General features: G+C 68.3%; 18 protein-coding genes. 15 read left to right on the top strand and 3 right to left on the bottom strand.

The window, feature by feature from the left end:
• Nucleotides 1-5: 5 nt before the first annotated feature.
• Nucleotides 6-1502: a potassium/proton antiporter gene (locus ABW137_RS32030; protein WP_526406317.1), complete on the bottom strand. Its 1497-nt coding sequence runs from the start codon at nucleotides 1500-1502 to the stop codon at nucleotides 6-8.
• 201 nt (nucleotides 1503-1703) lie between these two features.
• Between ABW137_RS32030 and ABW137_RS32025 the strand changes: the two genes are divergently transcribed.
• The 5 genes from ABW137_RS32025 to ABW137_RS32005 all read left to right on the top strand — a co-directional run bounded on the left by ABW137_RS32025 (nucleotide 1704) and on the right by ABW137_RS32005 (nucleotide 5357).
• Entirely contained in the window at nucleotides 1704-2585 is an 882-nt protein-coding gene (locus tag ABW137_RS32025; protein ID WP_526406315.1) for an LLM class flavin-dependent oxidoreductase, read from the top strand.
• A gap of 42 nt (nucleotides 2586-2627) precedes the next feature.
• Entirely contained in the window at nucleotides 2628-3338 is a 711-nt protein-coding gene (locus ABW137_RS32020; protein WP_526406313.1) for a potassium channel family protein, read from the top strand.
• 90 nt (nucleotides 3339-3428) lie between these two features.
• The gene (locus tag ABW137_RS32015) at nucleotides 3429-3557 is read left to right on the top strand and encodes a hypothetical protein (protein ID WP_526406311.1); all 129 of its coding nucleotides are present in this window, start codon (nucleotides 3429-3431) and stop codon (nucleotides 3555-3557) included.
• A gap of 82 nt (nucleotides 3558-3639) precedes the next feature.
• Nucleotides 3640-4590 (top strand): permease, encoded by a 951-nt coding sequence (locus ABW137_RS32010; protein WP_526406321.1) that lies wholly within the window; start codon nucleotides 3640-3642, stop codon nucleotides 4588-4590.
• A 56-nt stretch (nucleotides 4591-4646) separates the two neighbouring features.
• Entirely contained in the window at nucleotides 4647-5357 is a 711-nt protein-coding gene (locus tag ABW137_RS32005) for a TIGR03943 family putative permease subunit (RefSeq protein WP_526406309.1), read from the top strand.
• 32 nt (nucleotides 5358-5389) lie between these two features.
• Here ABW137_RS32005 and ABW137_RS32000 read toward each other — a convergent pair whose 3' ends face one another.
• Nucleotides 5390-6373 (bottom strand): NADP-dependent oxidoreductase, encoded by a 984-nt coding sequence (locus ABW137_RS32000; RefSeq protein ID WP_526406307.1) that lies wholly within the window; start codon nucleotides 6371-6373, stop codon nucleotides 5390-5392.
• Nucleotides 6374-6396: 23 nt separating this feature from the next.
• Between ABW137_RS32000 and ABW137_RS31995 the strand changes: the two genes are divergently transcribed.
• From ABW137_RS31995 to ABW137_RS31970, 6 genes are all read left to right on the top strand, one after another.
• Nucleotides 6397-7275 (top strand): siderophore-interacting protein, encoded by an 879-nt coding sequence (locus ABW137_RS31995; protein WP_526406305.1) that lies wholly within the window; start codon nucleotides 6397-6399, stop codon nucleotides 7273-7275.
• A gap of 3 nt (nucleotides 7276-7278) precedes the next feature.
• Nucleotides 7279-8331 carry a FecCD family ABC transporter permease gene (locus tag ABW137_RS31990; RefSeq protein WP_526406303.1) on the top strand — a complete coding sequence of 351 codons (1053 nt, stop codon included), beginning with the start codon at nucleotides 7279-7281 and terminating at the stop codon, nucleotides 8329-8331.
• Between the two features lie 56 nt (nucleotides 8332-8387).
• Entirely contained in the window at nucleotides 8388-9386 is a 999-nt protein-coding gene (locus ABW137_RS31985; protein ID WP_526406319.1) for a FecCD family ABC transporter permease, read from the top strand.
• Nucleotides 9387-9396: 10 nt separating this feature from the next.
• Nucleotides 9397-10284 (top strand): ABC transporter ATP-binding protein, encoded by an 888-nt coding sequence (locus ABW137_RS31980; RefSeq protein WP_526406301.1) that lies wholly within the window; start codon nucleotides 9397-9399, stop codon nucleotides 10282-10284.
• Between the two features lie 214 nt (nucleotides 10285-10498).
• A complete protein-coding gene (gene panD, locus ABW137_RS31975) occupies nucleotides 10499-10906 on the top strand; it encodes an aspartate 1-decarboxylase (protein WP_526406299.1) in 408 nt (135 codons plus the stop codon).
• Nucleotides 10903-12243, top strand: a complete 1341-nt coding sequence (locus tag ABW137_RS31970) for a lysine N(6)-hydroxylase/L-ornithine N(5)-oxygenase family protein (protein ID WP_526406297.1) — start codon at nucleotides 10903-10905, stop codon at nucleotides 12241-12243. The genes panD and ABW137_RS31970 overlap by 4 nt, the downstream gene beginning before the upstream one ends.
• Nucleotides 12244-12311: 68 nt before the next feature.
• Here the strand turns inward: ABW137_RS31970 and ABW137_RS31965 are convergent, their stop codons facing one another.
• The gene (locus ABW137_RS31965; RefSeq protein ID WP_526406295.1) at nucleotides 12312-13265 is read right to left on the bottom strand and encodes a methionyl-tRNA formyltransferase; all 954 of its coding nucleotides are present in this window, start codon (nucleotides 13263-13265) and stop codon (nucleotides 12312-12314) included.
• Nucleotides 13266-13393: 128 nt separating this feature from the next.
• Here ABW137_RS31965 and ABW137_RS31960 point away from each other — a divergent pair, with 128 nt between their 5' ends.
• From ABW137_RS31960 to ABW137_RS31945, 4 genes are all read left to right on the top strand, one after another.
• Nucleotides 13394-13648, top strand: a complete 255-nt coding sequence (locus ABW137_RS31960; RefSeq protein ID WP_526406294.1) for an MbtH family protein — start codon at nucleotides 13394-13396, stop codon at nucleotides 13646-13648.
• 11 nt (nucleotides 13649-13659) lie between these two features.
• Nucleotides 13660-15384: an ABC transporter ATP-binding protein gene (locus tag ABW137_RS31955; protein WP_526406292.1), complete on the top strand. Its 1725-nt coding sequence runs from the start codon at nucleotides 13660-13662 to the stop codon at nucleotides 15382-15384.
• 28 nt (nucleotides 15385-15412) lie between these two features.
• A complete protein-coding gene (locus ABW137_RS31950) occupies nucleotides 15413-17203 on the top strand; it encodes an ABC transporter ATP-binding protein (protein WP_526406290.1) in 1791 nt (596 codons plus the stop codon).
• On the top strand, nucleotides 17200-19013 hold a 1814-nt coding region (locus ABW137_RS31945; protein WP_526406288.1), incomplete at its 3' end, for an amino acid adenylation domain-containing protein. The genes ABW137_RS31950 and ABW137_RS31945, both read left to right, overlap by 4 nt.

The following is a 19013-nucleotide window of genomic DNA, read 5'->3' as shown; positions in this document are numbered from 1 at the left end:
GTCGGTCATTCGGGCTCGCCGTACTCGTCGAACCAGTAGGCGAGCTTGCCCCGCCTGCTCACCGCGCGGAGCCGGCGTTCGGCGGCGGCGCGGGTCTTGGAGGTGGTGACGATCAGCAGTTCGTCGCCGGCTTCGATCCGGGTGTCGGGCAGCGGGACGAAGGTGTGGCCGTCGCGGATGATCAGGGTGATCACGCTGGGATCGGGCAGCCGCAGCTCGATCACCGTGACGTTGTGCAGGCGCGACGACGGCCGCACCGTCAGCGTCAGGAGTTCTGCCTCGAGTACGTCGAGCGGCGCGGCCTCGACGTGGATCTCACGCGGGGAGTCGCGCGGAATCAGCCGCAGGAGGTGCGCCAGTGGGCGCAGGCTCGGCCCCTGCACCAGGGTGAAGACCACCACCAGGACGAACACGATGTTGAGCAGGCGGGTGCTGCTTGCCACGCCCGCCACGATGGGAAACGTCGCAAGGACGATGGGCACGGCGCCGCGGAGGCCAGCCCATGACAGGAAGATCTGCTCGCGCAGCGGCACGTTGAAGCCGGCTAGCGCGCCGATGACCGACAGCGGCCGCGCCACGAGCAAAAGCACCAGTCCCACGACGATGGCGGGCACCACGTCGGCGGCCAGCTCGCTGGGATCGACCAGCAGTCCGAGCAGGACGAACAACCCGATCTGGGCGAGCCAGCCGAGCCCCTCCGCGAACGACCGGGTCGCCGACCGGTGCGGCAGCCCCGAGTTGGCGAGCACCACCGCGGCGAGATAGGCGGCGATGAACCCGCTGGCGTGGACGGTGCCCGCGGCGGCGAAGGCCACGATGCCCAAACCGAACGTCCCGATGGGGTACAGCCCGGAGGCGGGTAACGCGATGCGGCGAAGCGCCAGCGCGCCAAGGTAGCCGAAGCCCAGCCCGATCGCCGATCCGGCGACCAACTCGTAGACCAGGATCCCGACGGCGCTTTCGGGCTCGAACACGAAGGGAACGGCACTGAACATCAGCACGAGGATGACGGCGGGCGCGTCGTTGAACCCGGATTCCGCTTCGAGCAATCCGGCGACGCGGCGGGGCAGAGGCAACACCCGCAGGACCGAGAACACCGCGGCGGCGTCGGTGGACGACACGATGGCGCCGAGCAGCAGCGCAAGCTGCCAGTCCATCCGTAGCAGCAGGTGTGCACCCGCTGCGGTGATCACCATGCTGATCACGACGCCGATGGTGGCCAGGGCCCCGGCCGGGGCGAGCACCTTGCGGATGTCGGCGAACCGCGTCGTCAGACCGCCCTCGACCAGGATGATCGCCAGCGCGGCGGTGCCGACGTTCCTGGCGAGCTCGACGTCGTCGAACTGGAGGCCAAGGCCGTCCTCCCCGATGGCGACACCGACCAGCAGGAAGAGCAGCAGGCTGGGGAATCCCACTCGGGTCGCGACGCGGGTGCCGACGATGCTGGCGAGCAGCACGAAGCCGCCGATCAGCAAGGCCAGGTAAAGCTCGTGCAGGCTCAATTCGTTCCCGTCGGAAGTGTCCAGCCAGTGGATCCGGTGGCGGACGGCGGCGTCCCGTGTGCGGTCAGTATTTCAGGACGGTCGGCGGCGGGGACGACGGTGCGGACGACCGCAGGTGGCCAAGCGGAGCAATGTTCCGTATCGTCTTAAACGGAGCAGTGCTCCGATTGGCTTCCCGCACCGAAAGAGGCGACCGGCACCATGGCACACACCCCCAGCTTCGGCATCATGACCGCACCCATGCAGGTCGACTACGACACCGTGCTCCGCGTCTGGATGGAGGCGGACGAGATCCCGCAGATCGAACACGCCTGGCTGTTCGACCACCTGGTGCCGATCGCGGGTGACCCCGACGGGCCCATCCACGAGGGCTGGACGCTGCTCTCGGCCCTGGCCGCACGAACCCGACGGCTGCGTGTCGGGTTGCTGGTGACCAGCAACCGCTTCCGGCCACCCGCCCTCTTGGCCAGGATCGCGGCGACCGTCGACGTCGTGTCCGGAGGCCGGCTCGACTTCGGCATCGGCGCGGGCTCGCGCCCCAGCCACCCCCTGGCCCGCCGCGAGTACGAGGCGCACGGCCTCCCGTTCCACGACTTCTCGCACTCGGTGAACGCCCTCGCCGAGGCGTTGACGGTCATCCGGCGGATGTGGACCGAGACCGAACCGTTCGACGTCGACGGCACCTACGTCCAACTCACCAACGCGCTGTGCAACCCGAAACCCGTGCAGCAGCCCTACCCGCCGATCGTCATCGGTGGACGCTCGGCCGCGCTGCTCAGAGTCGTCGCCGAGCACGCCGACGTGTGGAACGTCCCCGGCGGCGACATCGACGACGCAACCGAGCGCAGCGCGCTGCTCGATCGCTACTGCGCCGACATCGGACGGGATCCCACCACGATCACCCGCTCGATCTTCCTGCCGGTCTCCTACGACGAGCCCGACGCCACCCGCCACGCGATCGGCGAGGCCCTCGGCGCCGGATTCGGTCACGTCGTCCTCGGCCTTTCTCCGTCCCCGGACGGCGCTTACCCGGCAGGCGTCGCCCAGTGGGTCGCCGACGAGTTCATCGACACCTCGTCGTGAGCTGAGGCAGACGGCACGGCCGCGATGGACGAAGATGACGGAGTGACGGAGCGCAAGACACGCATTGGGATCGCCGGCGCAGGGAACGTCGGGCGGTCCGTCGCGCAGGAACTCCTCGACAACGGACACAAGGTCCTGCTGATCGAACGCGAGCGCCGCAAGTTCGAGCCGCACACCGTTCCGGATGCCGACTGGCTGTTCGCCGACGCCTGCGAGGTGGCGACGCTCGAGGAGGCCGGTGCGGAAACCTGCGACGTGCTGATCGCCGCCACCGGCGACGACAAGGCGAACCTCGTCGTCGGCCTGCTCGCCAAGTCCGAGTTCGGGGTGCCGCGGGTGGTCGCGCGGATCAACCAGATCAGCAACGAGTGGTTGTTCACCCAGGCGTGGGGTATCGACGTGGCGGTCTCGACGCCGGGCGCCATGGTGGCCGGCGTCGAGGGTGCCATCGACATCGGCCATCTGGTACGGCTGATGGGCCTGCGTCAGGGGCAGGCGGATCTCGCGAAACTCACTCTGCCCCAAGACAATCCGCTTGTCGGTCAGCGGGTGGGCGAGCTTGATCTACCGCCGAACACCGCGATGGTCACGCTTCTGCGCGGCGGTACCGTCATCCTTCCGACCCCCAACGAAGTGCTCGAAGCCGGCGACGAGATGCTGTTCGTCTCGGACAGTTCCGTGGAGAGCGCGATCCGTGCGGCCATCCACGGCGCCGAGCCCATCCGCACAGCCAGGCACCCGGACGGCTTCTAACCGGCCGCGGGCGCAGCCGAGGCGACCGTTCCGGACGTCGTCGGCACGCTCGATGCCTAGGCTGGGCGCAGGGCGAGGGAAGGGCAGTCGATGACCATCACCATCGCAATCGTCGTGGGGGTACTCGGGGTCGGCCTCGCCGCAAGCCAGCTGTTCCGTCTCAAGGCGTACCTGAGCAAGCCGCCACCTGAGGCGCCACCAGCGGACGACGCCGACTGAGCGCGACGAGTCGACGGTCGCTCCCAGCTCTGAGTGGCACCATGTCGGCGTGACCGTCGCGCTGGCTCGCCGCCTGGGCTCGATGGAGCTGCTGATCGCGACGCTAGTGGTGTTCGCGCTGACCGGCGAACTGATCCGCGGCCTCGTCGTCGGCAGCCCCGACCTGAGCACCGCGGCAACGATCTTCTGCGGTGTCTTCGTGCAGGCAGTGCCCTTCTTGGTGCTCGGCGTTCTGGTCAGCGGACTGGTGGCGGTCTTCGTGACACCGGAGCGACTGGCGCGATGGTTGCCGCGTCGCACCGGCGTGGCGGTCGTCGCCGCAGGCCTTGGCGGTGCCGCGCTGCCGGGGTGCGAATGCGGGTCGGTACCGGTGGCGCGTCGACTGTTCGGCGAAGGTGCTTCTGGGGCAGCGGCATTGACCTTCCTGCTGTCGGCACCGGCGATCAACCCCGTGGTGCTGGTGGCCACCGCGGTGGCTTTCCCAGGTCAGCCGGGAATGGTGGTCGCGCGGGCCTCGGCCTCGTTGTCGACCGCCGTCGTGATGGGTCTGGCGTGGTCGAGGTGGGGACGGCTGGACTGGGTGACGCGTCGGCTGCCCCGCTCACACGATGCGGACGCGTCGCGGTGGACCGTCTTCACCGAGGCGGCGCGGCACGACTTCCTGCAGGCCGCGCCGTATCTCGTGTTGGGCGCGGCCGCCGCGGCTGCGCTGCACGTGCTGGTCCCCGCCTGGGTGTTCGAGCACCTTGCGGGCAACCTCGCGCTCGGCATTCTGGTGATGGCGCTGCTGGCGGTGGTGTTGGCACTGTGCTCGGAGGCCGACGCGTTCGTGGCGGCCAGCCTGACGATGTTGCCGTTGCTTCCCCGCTTGGTGTTCCTCGTCGTGGGTCCGGCGGTCGACGTGAAGCTGTTCGCCATGCAGGCGGGCTCGTTCGGCCGCGCGTTCGCCGTACGCTTCGCGCCCGCGACGTTCGTGGTGGCGACGCTGACGGCGGCAGGGGTCGGTTACGTCGTCCTGGGCGGTGCCGGATGACTGTGGGCGGTGCCGGATGACTGTGGGCGGTGCCGGATGACTGTGGGCGGTACCGGATGACAAGGGAGACCGAGAACGTCCTGCTGCTGCTGGTGGGCGTCGCCATCGGGATGATCGGTGTCGCAGGCAGTTACACGCGGTACGTGAAGCCTGCGCTTCTGCCGTGGCTGCTGCTCGCTGCGGCGGTGCTGATCGCGCTGGCGCTGGCGTGCATCGTCAGGGACGTTCGACGCGGCCCACCCGTCGCCGACTCCGGCGAGCCCGGCCACCGACATCGCCGCGGGATGGCATGGCTGCTGGTGGTGCCCGTCGCGGCGTTGGTGTTCGTGGTGCCGCCCGCACTGGCGCCCCGCGCCGCCGCGCCGTCGAGCATCGCCGTGTCCACCGAGGCGCTCCGAAGGCCGTACCCTCCGCTGCCCGACGAGCCCGCGCCGGTGGTGCGGCTGCCCGAGGTGCTCAGGCGGGCGGCCAACGACGTCGCGGGCACCCTGAACGGCAGGACCATCACGATCAACGGCTTCGCCATGAGGGACGGTGACCGCGTCGATCTCGCGCGGGTGGTCATCATCTGCTGTGCGGCCGACGCGCAGCTGGCCCGGATTCACCTCGCCGGTCCCGCGGCTGCCGATCTCGCCGATGGCGCCTGGATCCGGGTCCGCGGTCGGGTGGTGCCGCGGCCAGCCGACGGGAACGGACTTGCGATTCCGACGTTCACCGTGGCCGACGTCCAGCCGATCCCGGCACCCGCCAATACCTACGATTACTGACGGGCGGGGGCGATCGGCGACCGGCGGCGCGGTCAGCTCACCTGAACGACGACTTTGCCTCTGGCGTGGCCGGTTTCGACGGCCGCCATGGCATCGGCGGCTTCGTCGAACGGGCGCACGTCCTCGACGTGGGGATCGAGCTTGCCGTCGGCCACCAGTGCGGCCACCTTCTCCAGGACGGCGGGCGTGCGGTTTCGTTCGATGAAGTGGCCGCCCAGCTCCTCGACGCTCGGGTCGCCGGCGCTGATCAACTTGGTGCGGTCGGCAACCAGGTCCGCGACTGCCTGCAGTCCGTCACCTCCGGCGAGGTCGAGGATGGCGTCGACACCGTCGGGAAGAATCTGGCGAATCCGCTCGCCGACCCCGTCGCCGTACGTCACCAGGGTGGCACCGAGCGTCTCGACGAGGGACCGCTTGTCCTCGCTGGCCGTACCGATCACGTTGATGCCGAGATCGCGGGCGATCTGCGCGGCGGCCACCCCGACGCCGCCACCGATCCCGTTGATCAAGAGGGTCTGACCCTCCTTGAGCTGCAGTTGCGTGACCCCGTCGTATGCGGTGGCGGCCGCGACGGACAGCGTGGCGGCATCGTCGAAGGTCACCTGCGGCGGCTTGTGGGCCGCACCGGTCGCGGGGACCAGGGTGTATTCACTGAAGGCACCCGAGCCCGGCGCCACCCAGCCGAAGACCTCGTCGTTCTCCGCGAACCCGTCGACGTCCTTGCCCACCCCGCGGACCACGCCGGACACCTCGATGCCCAATACCGCAGGGAAGGTGGCGCTGTCACCGGTGCTGAAACTGCCGGACCGGATCTTCCAGTCGGCGGGATTCACTCCAGCGGACCGCACCTCCACCAGCAGTTCGCCGGGCATGGGGGTGGGCATCTCCAGCTGGAGGAACTCCTGAACGTCGGGTCCGCCGTTGCTGTTGTATCCGAATGCTCTGACCATCGAGTTGTCGTACCCGCGGATGTCCGGTAGGTAAACCGCACTGCCGGGTGGCTGCCGTGCCGCCAACCCATTAGGTTAGCCTGCACTACATGCCGAACGTGTACGGATCGGTTGCCGTGATCGTCGACGTGGGACCGCGTATCCGGCGGGTAGTCCTCGACGTGCCGCAGGTCGCCGAGTTGAACATGCCGGGCGGTGCCGACGAGGCCGTGGGCATCTACTTTCCCGGCCCCGGCCAGTCGAGCCCGCCGCCGATGGAGTACCGCGACGGCGAGTGGGGCCACTTCGACCTCGACGACGAACCGGAGGGTCGCAACTACAGCGTCCGGCACCGCGGGCCGGGACCCAACCAGATCACCTGCGACTTCGTCCTGCACCAGCGCGGCATCGCGAGCGACTGGGTGCGCCGGGCGCGCATCGGGGACCGGGTGCTCCTGGACCACGCGCGCAGCTGGTACCGGCCGGAGTCGGCGAGCGACTGGCAGCTGCTGATCGCCGATCTCGCCGGACTGCCAGCGCTGGCCAGGATCCTCGACGAACTGCCACGGGACGCCACCGCGGCGGTGATCGTGGAAGTGGCCGACGAGGCGGACCTCGACTATCTGCCAGTCCGGCCCGACATCCCCATCGTCACCACCATCGGCACCGGCAACGGGCACGCACCGAGCCGCCTCACCGAACTGGCCGAGGCGCATTCGCACCCCGAGGGCCGCGGCTACTGCTGGTTCGCTGGCGAGGCGCAGACCACGCGGGAGGTCCGCAAGCATCTTCGACGCGAATACGGTTGGGTGGCAGGACAATACGACATCGTCGGGTATTGGCGATTCGACTCAGAGACGTGGGACCGCAAGTACGAGGCGGTCAGCGACGAGGTCGAAGCGGTGTATGCGCGCGCACTCGCCGACGGCAAGGGAGACAAGATCGCCTCCGAGGAGTACGACGAGGCGCTCGAACGAGTCGGGCTCTAGCCGTTGGCCACCGCAACGACACCCAAGGGTGACGCCGACGTCGCACCCCAGGGAGCACCCCGCCACCGCCACCGCGCCATCGGCCTGGTGGTGGCGTTCGCCGCGCTGACCGCGTTGTGCGCGCTGAGCCTGGCGATCGGCACGGAGACCGTGAGTCCCGGCACCGTGTGGCGAGCCGTCACCGACTACACCGACACCGGCAACGAGTGGATCGTCCACGACCTCCGGATCCCGCGCACGCTGTTGGGGATCGTGGTGGGCATCGCGTTGGGGCTCAGCGGCGCGTTGATACAGGGCGTCACCCGAAATCCGTTGGCCGACACGCAGATTCTGGGGATCAACTCCGGCGCTGGACTCTTCGTCGTCGCGGCCGTCGCGTTCCTGGGGTTGCGCACGGTCTGGTCCTACGTGTGGTTCGCGTTCGCGGGCGCCTTCGTCGCCATGGTGCTGGTGTACCTGATCGGCATGACCGGCCGCGCCGTCGCGACGCCCGTCCGAATGCTGCTGGCAGGCGTGGCCGCCGGTGCCGTGATGGAGGGCATCTCGTATGGGATCCGCCTTCGCAATCCTCGCGCGTTCGACTCGATGAGGTACTGGGACGCCGGTGCGCTCGACGGGCACCCGATGATCGTCGTCGCGGTCGTGGCGCCGTTCGTCGTGCTCGGGACCGCCATGTGCCTGTACGTCAGCCGCGGACTGAACGCCGTCGCCCTCGGCGACGACCTCGCGGTAGCCATGGGCGGCAACGTCGTTCGCACCCGTGTGATCGGTCTGCTGGCCGTGACCATCCTGGCGGGGGCGGCGACGGCGGGCGCGGGCCCGATCGGCTTCGTCGGCCTGATGGTCCCGCACGCGGTGCGGTGGTTCACCGGGCCGGACTGGCGGTGGATCTGTGCGTACTGCGTCTTCGTGGCACCCGCCCTGCTGCTGGCCGCCGACATCGTCGGGCGCGTCGTCGTGCGACCGGGCGAACTACCCGCGGGCATCGTCACCGCCTTCGTTGGCGCTCCGGTGCTGATCTGGTTGGTCCGCCGTCGGAATGCGGCCGGACTGTGAGCCAACTCGAAGCCATCGACTTCGGTCACCGGCAACTCGTCGTGCGGCGCGAGCCGATGCTGTCGCTGCGCGCGTCGTGGCGCAGCGTGACGGTCCTCGCGATCCTCGCCGCGGGTGCGGCGGTGATGGCCGTGCTGGCGCTGGGCGTCGGTGAGTACCCGGTGCCGCCCGGACAGGTGATCGACGTGCTGACCGGGCGGGATCAGTCGTTTGCGAGCGTGCTCGTCCTGGAGTGGAGGATGCCGCGAATCCTGTTGGCGTTGTTGATCGGCGCCGCCCTCGGCGTGTCGGGCGCCATCTTTCAGGCGTTGACGCGCAATCCGCTTGGCAGCCCGGACGTCATCGGCTTCGACTTCGGCGCGTACACCGGTGCGCTGACGGCCATCGCCCTGCTGGGGGGCGGCTATTACACGGTGTCGGTGAGCGCCGTGATCGGCGGCCTCGCAACGGCGATCGTCGTGTATCTGCTGTCCTACAAGAACGGGCTCGCCGGGTTCCGGCTGATCATCGTCGGTATCGCCGTCAGCGCGGTGTTGAGCTCGCTGTGTCAGTGGATCATCCTGAAGATCAAGCTGCACCAAGCGATTACGGCGTCGATCTGGCAGCAGGGTTCGCTGAGTGGGTTGGAGTGGGCGCAGGTGTACCCGGTGACGGGCGGCCTCGTCGTCGCCGTCGCCCTGCTGCTCGTCGTCGGCCCGAAGCTCCCGATCCTGCAAATGGGTGATGACGCGGCAGGGGCGCTCGGCCTCCGTCCGGAACGAGTTCGACTGGCTTACTTCGGGATTGGGGTGCTTCTCATTGCGATCGCCGCAGCGGCAGCTGGCCCGATATCCTTCGTCGCCCTCGCCGCACCGCAGCTGGCAAGGCGCCTGACGGGCGCGCCGGGCGTCGGGCTGGTCTCAGCGGCCGCGATGGGCGCGTTCCTGTTGCTTGGCAGCGACCTGGTGGCGTTGCGGCTGTTCGCGCCGACCGAACTGCCGGTCGGTGCGATCACGGTGACCCTGGGCGGGCTGTACCTCGTCTACCTGCTCGTCGTCCAGGCTCGGCGTCGGTAGAGAGGAACGGATGTCACACGATGACCAAGTAGACGCGCAGCGACCGGCGCCGGTGTCCCTTGGCGCCCGCGCGCTGTCGCTGGGCTACGGCGCCACCGCGATCGTCGAGGGACTCGACGTCGACATCGCCGCAGGCGCGATCACCGCGATCGTCGGACCGAATGCGTGCGGCAAGTCCACCCTTCTCCGCGGCCTGGCACGGTTGCTGAGCCCGCAGTCGGGTCAGGTCATCCTCGACGGGACCGACATCACGCGTCTGCGCACCAAGGACGTCGCGCGCCGGCTCGGCCTGCTTCCCCAGTCGTCGATCGCTCCTGAGGGGATCACGGTCGCGGACCTGGTGGCGCGCGGGCGGTTCCCCCACCAGACGATGTTGCGGCAGTATTCCCGCGCCGACCAGCAGGCCGTCACCGACGCGATGGCGGCCACCGGCGTCACGGCGATGGCGGGACGGCCCGTCGACGAGTTGTCGGGAGGGCAGCGGCAGCGCGTGTGGGTCGCCATGGTGCTGGCTCAACAGACACCGCTGATCCTGCTCGACGAGCCGACGACCTTCCTCGACATCGCCCACCAGATCGAACTGCTCGATCTGTTCGCCGACCTCAACGCCCAACACGGCAGCACCATCGTGGCGGTGCTTCACGACTTGAATCACGCCTGCCGGTTTGCCGACGTGATCATCGCCATGAAGGCCGGAACGATTGTGGCTCAGGGCAATCCGTCCGATGTGGTGACCGCGGGCCTCGTCGAGGAGGTGTACGGGCTCAAGTGCCAGATCATCGACGACCCCGAGACGGGTACCCCGCTGGTGATCCCCCGGGCATCAGGCAGTCTGCGCACCCGCAAACGCAAGGATCCAAATCTTGACCTGAACAGGGTTGCCCAACAGCCACATTGACGTTCGGGACCAACCAGCGCGGCACCGCTGAACAGGAGTTGGTCCCCTTTGCTCGGCGCTGTCGGAATCGCTCGGGAGTTTGCTGTGATGCCTGGGTCGATACCGGCGCCGAGGTAGGGGTGAAACTGAGAGCCTCCTAAGGTTAGGATTGCCTCGGCTAACCGAATCGCGACTCGTCCGGTGGCCATGACGCCAAAGAACGCTGGAGGAATGCATGCTCCGAACGATGCTGGGCGGCAAGGTGCATCGCGCCACTGTCACTCAGGCAGACCTGCACTACGTGGGTTCGATCACGATCGACCAGGACCTGATGCGGGCGGCGGACATCCTGGAGGGTGAGCAAGTCGACGTGGTCGACATCACCAACGGCGCGCGCCTGACCACCTACGCCATCACGGGAGCCCCAGGCTCGGGCGTCATCGGGATCAACGGGGCCGCAGCGCATTTGATCAAGCCAAACGACATGGTCATCATCATGTCGTTCCGCGCGCTGGAAGAGCGCGAGATCCTGGACTACGTGCCAAGAGTGGTTCACGTCGACGAACGAAACCGCATCGTCGCGCTCGGCGACGATCCCGCCCAGCCCGTGCCAGGTGCGGTCGACCAGTGGGCGAGCCGATGACGACGACCGTCGCGAATGGTACCGGCCGGTCGGGCAGCGACGACGGCCAACTTCTCAGCGTCGTCGGGGTCGGCTTCGGCCCGTCGAACCTCGGCCTGGCGATCGCCATCGAGGAATACAACGAGACCTGCGATCCCGCGCACGTCATCACGGCCGAGTTCCTGGAAGTGAAGCCGGAATTCGGTTGGCACACGGGCATGTTGATCCCTGGCACGACGATGCAGATCTCGTTCTTGAAGGATCTGGCCAGCCAGCGCAACGTTCGAAGCCGCTACACGTTCCTGAACTACCTCACCGAACGGGGGCGGCTCAACGAGTTCATCAATCATCAGACGTTCTTTCCAACTCGGCTCGAATTCCACGACTACCTCGAATGGGCGGCCGACCGGGTAAACGCCAACGTGCGCTACGGCACGCGGGCGGTCGCGGTTCGCGATGAAGGCGACCATCTGGCGATCGACGCCGAGGGCGCAGGCGGCGGAACACTGCGGGCCCGTGCCGTTGTGCTCGCCGGCGGCCTGCAGCCGCAGCTGCCCGGTGGTGTCGTCGAGACTCCGCGGCAATTCCACAACCACCAGTTGCTCGTCAAGATCCCGAAGTTGCCGTCGGTCCGCCACGAGCGATTCGTCGTCGTCGGGGCGGGTCAGAGCGCGGCCGAGGTCACCGACTACCTGCACTCGACGTTCTCCGACGCCGAGGTTCACGGCGTCTTCGCCAAGTACGGCTACAGCCCGGCAGACGACAGCCCCTATGCCAACCGTGTCTTCGACCCCGCCGCCGTCGACGACTTCTACACGGCCGAGCCAATGGTCAGGCAACGGCTACTCGACTATCACCGCGCCACCAACTATTCGGTCGTCGATCTGCCGCTGATCGAGGCGCTCTACGCGCGTGAATACGCCGAGCGGGTGGCGGGCGAGCGCCGGCTGTACTTCCATGGCGCGTCGAGCATCCGCTCGGCCACCGAGGACGAGGCCGGGGTGCGAGTGGTCATCGAGCATCATCCGACCAAGGCGACCGAAACCCTCGACTGTGATGCCGTGATCTATGCGACGGGATTCACGCCGCTGTCCCTTCCGGACATCCTCGGCGACCTGTGCGATCCGACCGTATACGCCGTCGACGGCCCCGAGGTGGAGCGCGACTACCGGTTGCGCACGGCTCGGGAGATCCCGGGTGCCATCTACCTCCAGGGCGGCACCGAACACACCCACGGCTTGAGCTCGTCGCTGATTTCGAACATCGCCGTGCGCTGCGGCGAGATCGTCGAATCCATCGTCGAGGCGCGGCTTTTCGGATCGGTGCGTCACGAGACCGGGGCCGGCAGTCACCACTAGCCGGGACCCGGCAGTGACCACTAGCCGGGAGCCGGCAGTGACCACCAGCCGGGACCCGGCAGTGACCACTAGCCGGGGCCGGCCTCGTCGGTCAGGTAGCCGCCACCACGTCCGAAGAAGTCGAGCGCGGCCAGCTCGGTGCCGTCGTCGAGTCGCACCCTCTCGATGACGAGGCCACGGCCGTCGCCACGGTAGGCGTTGGGTCCGGCGACGATCACCATGCCGTCGCCCTCCGCGATGAACACCCGTCCAGGAGTGCCGCCGTAGCGGCAGCGGGACACCGACGCCCGCAGCACGCGGATCCGCTGACCCCGGTAGTACGTGACGGCGTTCGGATACGGGTCGGACAGGGCGCGAACGAAGCGGTCCAGATCCTCTGCGGGCCAACGCCAGTCGATGATGCTGTCCCGCGCCGACCTCTTGTGGAAGAACGTCCGGTCGTCGAGGTTCTGGGCGGTCCACGTGGCTCGGCCCTGCTCGATGAGCTCCAGGGACTCCAGCAGGACGTCGGGGATCAGCTCGATGGTGGCGCGCACCAGGCCGGTGCCGGTGTCGGTCGGGCCGATCGGGATGGCTCGCTGCAGGATGATGTCACCAGTGTCGAGTTCGTCGTCCATCCGGTGCGCCGTCAACCCGACTTCGGTTGCGCCGCTGATCATCGCCCAGATCACCGGCGAGAATCCGGTGAACTTGGGCAGCAGCGAATCATGAAGATTCAAGGTGCCGTGCGGCGGGAGGTCGAACAGTTCCCTTGGCAGCCAGGTGCGCCAGTTGTTCGCGACGATGATGTCGGGTTCGGCCTCTCGGACCCGCTGCAGCAGGGCTTCGTCGGGACGCTGCGCCAGGTGTACGGGAATGCCATGGTCACGGGCGAGCTCCTCGACGGAATCGGCCCAAATCGATTCGTACGGTTGCTCACTCGGCGGGTGAGTCACCGCAAGGACGACGTCGTGACTTGACTTGATGAGCGCCTCCAGGGTTTTGTGACCCCAGGTCTGGTACCCGAACGTCGCTACGCGCATGTTCTACCTTCCGTAGGTGATTAGCCTAGGCAAGCCTAACCTTGATAGTGTTTTCGTGGTTCAGGTGGGCGGCCCAACAAAGCGCCGCGAGCCAACGACGGTATTCGAGTCAGTATCGAGGAGAGCGCATGTCGGGCAACCCCTTTGACGACGAGACGGCTACTTTCTACGTCTTGGTCAACGACGAGGAACAACACTCCCTCTGGCCGACGTTCAAGCAGGTCCCCGGCGGTTGGCGGATCGTGTTCGGCGCCGAGGGGGACTCCAGTCGGCAGGCCTGTCTCGACTACGTCGAAGAGAGCTGGACCGATATGCGACCCAAGAGCCTGCGGGAACGGATGGCGGCTGCGACCGGCTCGCCAGGAGCCGATTCGGGATCGTAGTCACCATCGCGATGTCATCGGACAAGCCCGACAACGAGTCCCGCAGCGGGGTAGCCATCCTGCGGCGGACCGTCACCCGCAACGCCAAGCTGTTGACCGTCGGATCGCTGTTGATCTGCGGTCACCAGCTGTGCGAGGCCATGGTTCCCGTCCTGATCGGCGTCGTCATCGGCCGTGCCGTCGAGACCGGCGACGTCACCGCCCTGGTGGTCTGGGTGGGCGTCCTCGCGGCGCTGTTCGTCGTACTGAACTTCTGCTATCGGTTCGGAGCTCGACAGCTGATGCGGGCCATCGCCACCGAGGGCCATCAACTGCGCGTCGACCTCGCGATCAGGATCCTGCATCCCTGGCGGCTGCGGACCCGACTGCGCAGCGGGGAACTGTTGTCCATCGCCAGCAGCGACGCCGACAACACCTCGTATCTGCTGGACTACGTCCCGCGAATCGCGGGCGCGATCACCGCAATCGTGGTCTGCGCAGGCGTTCTGCTGACCATCGACGTCCCGCTCGGCCTGGTGGTTCTGATCGGCACCCCGCTGATCCTGTTCGCGTTGCAGTTCGGTGGTCCCGTGATCACCCGCCGCGTCGCCGATCAGCAGGAACTGGCCGGAAAGGCGACCGCGATGTCGGCCGACTTGGTCGCGGGGCTGCGGCCGCTGCGGGGCATCGGCGCTCAGGACGCAGCCACCGCGCGGTACCGCGCGGTGAGCCAGGACGCGTTGGCGGCCACCATCCGGGCGACCCGGTCTCAGAGCATCTTCATCGGCTTCTCGAACGCGATGAGCGCGCTGCTTGCGGTCGGGGTGGCCGTCACCGCCGGATGGTTCGCGTTGGACGGGCGGATCTCGATCGGCGAGCTCATCACGGTGATCGGTCTCGCGCAGTTCCTTCTCGAGCCGTTCAGCACGATGGCGGAGGTGCCCAGCTGGATCGCCGAGGCACGCGCCTCGGCCGAACGGGTCGGCTGGGTGGAGGACGCGCCAACGGCGTTGTCGCCGGGCACTGCCGCACTTGGCGCCGGGCCCCACGGCATCGAGTTGCGCGACGTGCGGCACGATGCTCTCGAGGGCGCCACGATGACCGTCGGCGCAGGCGAGATGGTCGGCGTCGTCGCGACGCGATCCGCCGATGCCGACGCGCTCGTCAAGGTCCTCTCCGGCCAGCTGGTGCGCGACGAGTACACCGGGGACGTCCTGGTGGGCGGTGTGCCGATTGAGCAGCTCGACCTCACCGAATCGCACCGCGCCCTTCTGGTGGAACCCCACAGGACGGACCTCTTCACCGGTTCCCTGCGCTCGAATCTGGTCGAGGGCGTGCACGCCGATGCGGTGGCCGTCGACGATGCGCTGCGCTCGTCGTGCGCCGTCGACGTCGTCGAGGTGCACCGCGAAGGGCTCGACCATGCCGTCACCGAACGCGGCGCCAGTCTCTCCGGTGGCCAGAGGCAGCGGTTGACGTTGGCGCGCGCGCTGCTCCGGCGCACCCCCGTCCTGGTCCTGCACGAGCCAACGACCGCGGTCGACGCGGTCACCGAAAGCGCAGTGGCGCAGGGTATCAACGACATGCGGCACGGCGGCGCGCAGCGTGACTTCACCACCGTCGTCATCACCTGCAGCCCAGCGCTGCTCGCCGCAACGGATCGCGTGGTCCTGCTTGCCAACGGTCGGGTAGTGGCGTCGGGGTCGCACCGGGAGCTGATGGAACGGCGGGACTACCAGTCGGCGGTTTTGCGATGAGCGCTTGCGCGAAGAGCGGGGTGGACCGATGAGCGCTTGCGAACCCGTGATCCTGCCCGTCGCGACCGGACGCGATACGTGGACGTGGCTGCGGCGTGAACTTCGGGCCCGGTGGGGCTCGGTGGTGCTGACCGTCGTGGTCGGCCTGCTGGCGGCCGCCATGTCCGTGCTGCCGGTGTACGTCCTCGGTATCCTCGTCGACCGCATCATCGACCGAGCACCGACGTCGGTGATCGTCACGATCGCCGTCATCGTGACGGGCGCGGCCCTCATCGGCGGCGTGGCCCTCGGCATCTCCAACTACCTGATCGGTCGCCTCGGAGCCGTCGCACTGGCGGACCTGCGGGAGGAGGGGGTCGAGCGCGCGCTTTCCCTGCCCACGACCACGGTCGAACGGGTCGGGCGCGGCGACCTGCTCTCCCGGGTGAGTACGGACGTCGCCACCATCGGCAAGGCGGTGTCCGACGTGATCCCGACGATGTTCGCCGCGATCCTCCTCGGTCTGCTGTCACTGGTCGCAATGCTCGGGCTTGACTGGCGCCTTGGCCTGGCAGGTGCGGTCGCCGTGCCCTTCTACGTGATCGCGCTTCGCTGGTACCTGCCCCGGTCCGCCCCGCGCTACGCCGCGGAGCGCAGAGCCATCGCCGAGCGCTCCCAGGTGCTGATGGAGAGCATGATCGGTGCACCAACCGTGCACGCCTACGACATGCACACCGCGCACCAGAAGTCCGTCGAGACCGCCTCGGCCAAGGTCCGCGACATCTCGATCGACGTGTTCACCCTCTTCACCCGTTTCGTCGGCCGGATCAACAGGGCCGAATTCATCGGTCTGTCAGTCATTCTGGTCACCGGCTTCGTCCTGGTGAAGGCAGGAGACGTGTCGGTGGGTCAGACCACTGCGGCGGCACTGCTGTTCCACCGGCTGTTCAGCCCCATCAGCATGCTGCTCTTCACGTTCGACGAGGCGCAGGACGCCGGGGCCAGCCTGGCCCGGCTGGTCGGCCTGGTCGGTCTCACCGGCGACGCCGCGCCACCGGTGCCGCCATCACCGGTGCAGCCCCGCGACGGTGCACTGGACCTCGAAGACATCGAATTCAGCTACGACGGTGAGCATTCCGTCGTTCGCGGCGTGACCATCAGGCTGGCACCAGGGCAGCGGGTCGCGCTGGTGGGCTCGACGGGAGCGGGCAAGTCGACCGTCGCAGGCATCGCCGCGGGTGCGTTGACGCCACGCCGAGGCACCGCCAGGATCGGTGGCGTCGATCTCGCCGACCTCACCCCGCAGCAGCGCCGCAGACACATCGCCATCGTCAGCCAGGAGGTGCACGTCTTCGCGGGCCCACTGCTCGACGATCTGCGCCTGGCCAACCCGGACGCCACCGAGGACGACGTCCGCGCCGCCCTGCACACCGTCGGTGCCGACGAATGGGTGCAGGGCCTGTCCGACGGACTCGACACGATCGTCGGCGAAGGCGGTCACGAACTGACTTCGGCACAGGCGCAACAACTTGCGTTGGCCCGCCTGCAACTCGCGGACCCGACGGTGGCCGTCCTCGACGAGGCCACCGCCGAGGCGGGAAGCCAGGGCGCCAGGGAGCTGGAGCGGGCCGCCGCTGCGGTGACCGCGGGCCGCACCACCCTGGTGATCGCACACCGGCTCACCCAGGCCGCATCGGCCGACCGCGTCGTGGTGATGGCCAACGGCGAGGTGGTCGAGGAGGGCACACACGACGACCTGGTGGCGGCCGGAGGACGGTACGCCCAACTGTGGCGTGCCTGGGCCGCCCATCATTCCTACGCGACGGGACCCCAAACGTGACGACGACCGAGATCGACGACGGCCTCACCCCGAACGACCGGCTGAACCTGTTGCGGCAGTGGAACAATCAAAGCTGGCCCAGCACCACGACCACGGTCCCGGAGGCGTTCGCGCGCCAGGCCGCCCTGACACCCGATGCGCTGGCCGTCGTCGCGGGCGACACCCGGCTGACCTACGGCGAACTGGCGACGCGGGCCTACCAGCTGGCGAACCACCTACGCGGGCACGGTGTCGTCCACGAGCAGATGATCGCCATTGCCTTGCCGCGCTCGGCCGAGATGGTGATCGCGGTCGTGGCCATCCTCGCCGCGGGGGGCGCCTTCGTTCCCGTCGACCCCCAGTGGCCAGCCGACCGGCGGCGCCAGGTCCTTGCCGACACGCACGCCACCGCGGTGCTCGTCGCCCATGGCGCTGCGCTGCCGGACGACCCGGATCCCATCGAGCTCGACCTCGACGGGTGGTCGCTGGACCACGAGTCCACGGACCCGCCGGTCGCCGAAATCGACGGCAGCCAACTGGCTTACGTCATCTTCACCTCGGGCTCGACCGGCAAGCCCAAGGGCGCAATGATCCGTCACGAAGCGATCTGTGAACGGCTCAACTGGCAGGTGGAGGAAGTCCTCGGCTTCGGGCCGGGCGACGCGTCGCTGTTCAAGGCGCCACTGTCGTTCGACATCTCGATCAACGAGATCCTCCTGCCGCTGGTATCCGGTGGCTACGTCGTGGTGGCCGATCCAGGGGGAGAGCGCGACCCGCAGTACCTCCTCGACCTCATCGCAGAAGAGAAGGTCACGTTCGTCTATCTGGTGTCGTCGATGCTCGACGTCCTGCTGGTCCTGGCCGAGGGCACTACCCTGCTCTCCGGGCTCAAGCACGTCTGGTGCGGCGGCGAGGTCCTGACGCCCGCACTCTTCGAGCGCTTCCGCTCCCAGCTGAGCACCACGCTGTATCACGGGTACGGTCCTGCCGAGGCCACCATCGGCGTCTCGCACGTCATCTACCGGGATAGCGCCGAACGCATCGAGACGTCCATCGGCAGGCCCAATCCGCACACGCAGCTCTACGTTCTCGACGACGATCTGCGGCCGGTGCCCGTCGGGGTCGGTGGCGAGCTCTATGCCGCGGGATTCCTGCTGGGGCGCGGCTACATTCACGCGCCGGGCCTGACCGGCTCCCGCTTCGTCGCCAACCCCTTCGACGACGACGGGTCGCGGATGTACCGCACCGGCGACTTGGCACGCTGGACCGCCGACGGCGTACTGGAGTTCCTCGGCCGAGCCGACAACCAGGTGAAGATCCGCGGCATGCGGGTGGAGCTCGAAGAGATCGAAGTGACCTTGGCGGCTCACCCCCTGGTCCGCAACGCCGCAGTCGTCCTGCGCAGCACGCCAGGTGGCGGCGCACAGCTGACGGGTTACGTGGTGGCAGGTGCCGACGTCGACCCCGTCGAGCTGCGGGACTGGTGCGCCGCGAAACTACCGGAACACATGGTGCCCAACGCCGTTCTGGTGCTCGACGAGTTCCCCGTCACCGCGAACGGCAAGATCGACCGCCGCGCCCTCCCCGTGCCCGCGCCAGAGGTCCCGGTCACGGCTGGCCGGTCGAACGACCCGCGGGTGCAGTCGGTCCGCGAGATCTTCGCCGAACTGCTCGGGGTGCCCAGCGTCGGCGCCGACGCCGACTTCTTCGCGCTCGGCGGCGACAGCATCGTCGCCATGGGCCTGATCAGCCGGGCCCGCAAGGTGGGCCTCAAGCTTCGTCCTCGCGACATCTTCTCGCTGCGCACACCCGCTGAATTGGCCGCCGCGGC

Source organism: Mycobacterium sp. (assembly GCF_040509115.1).
Taxonomy (GTDB): Bacteria; Actinomycetota; Actinomycetes; order Mycobacteriales; family Mycobacteriaceae; genus Mycobacterium.
The sequence above is the reverse complement of the archived record's forward strand: the minus strand, read 5'-3'. Positions and strand labels throughout refer to the sequence as shown.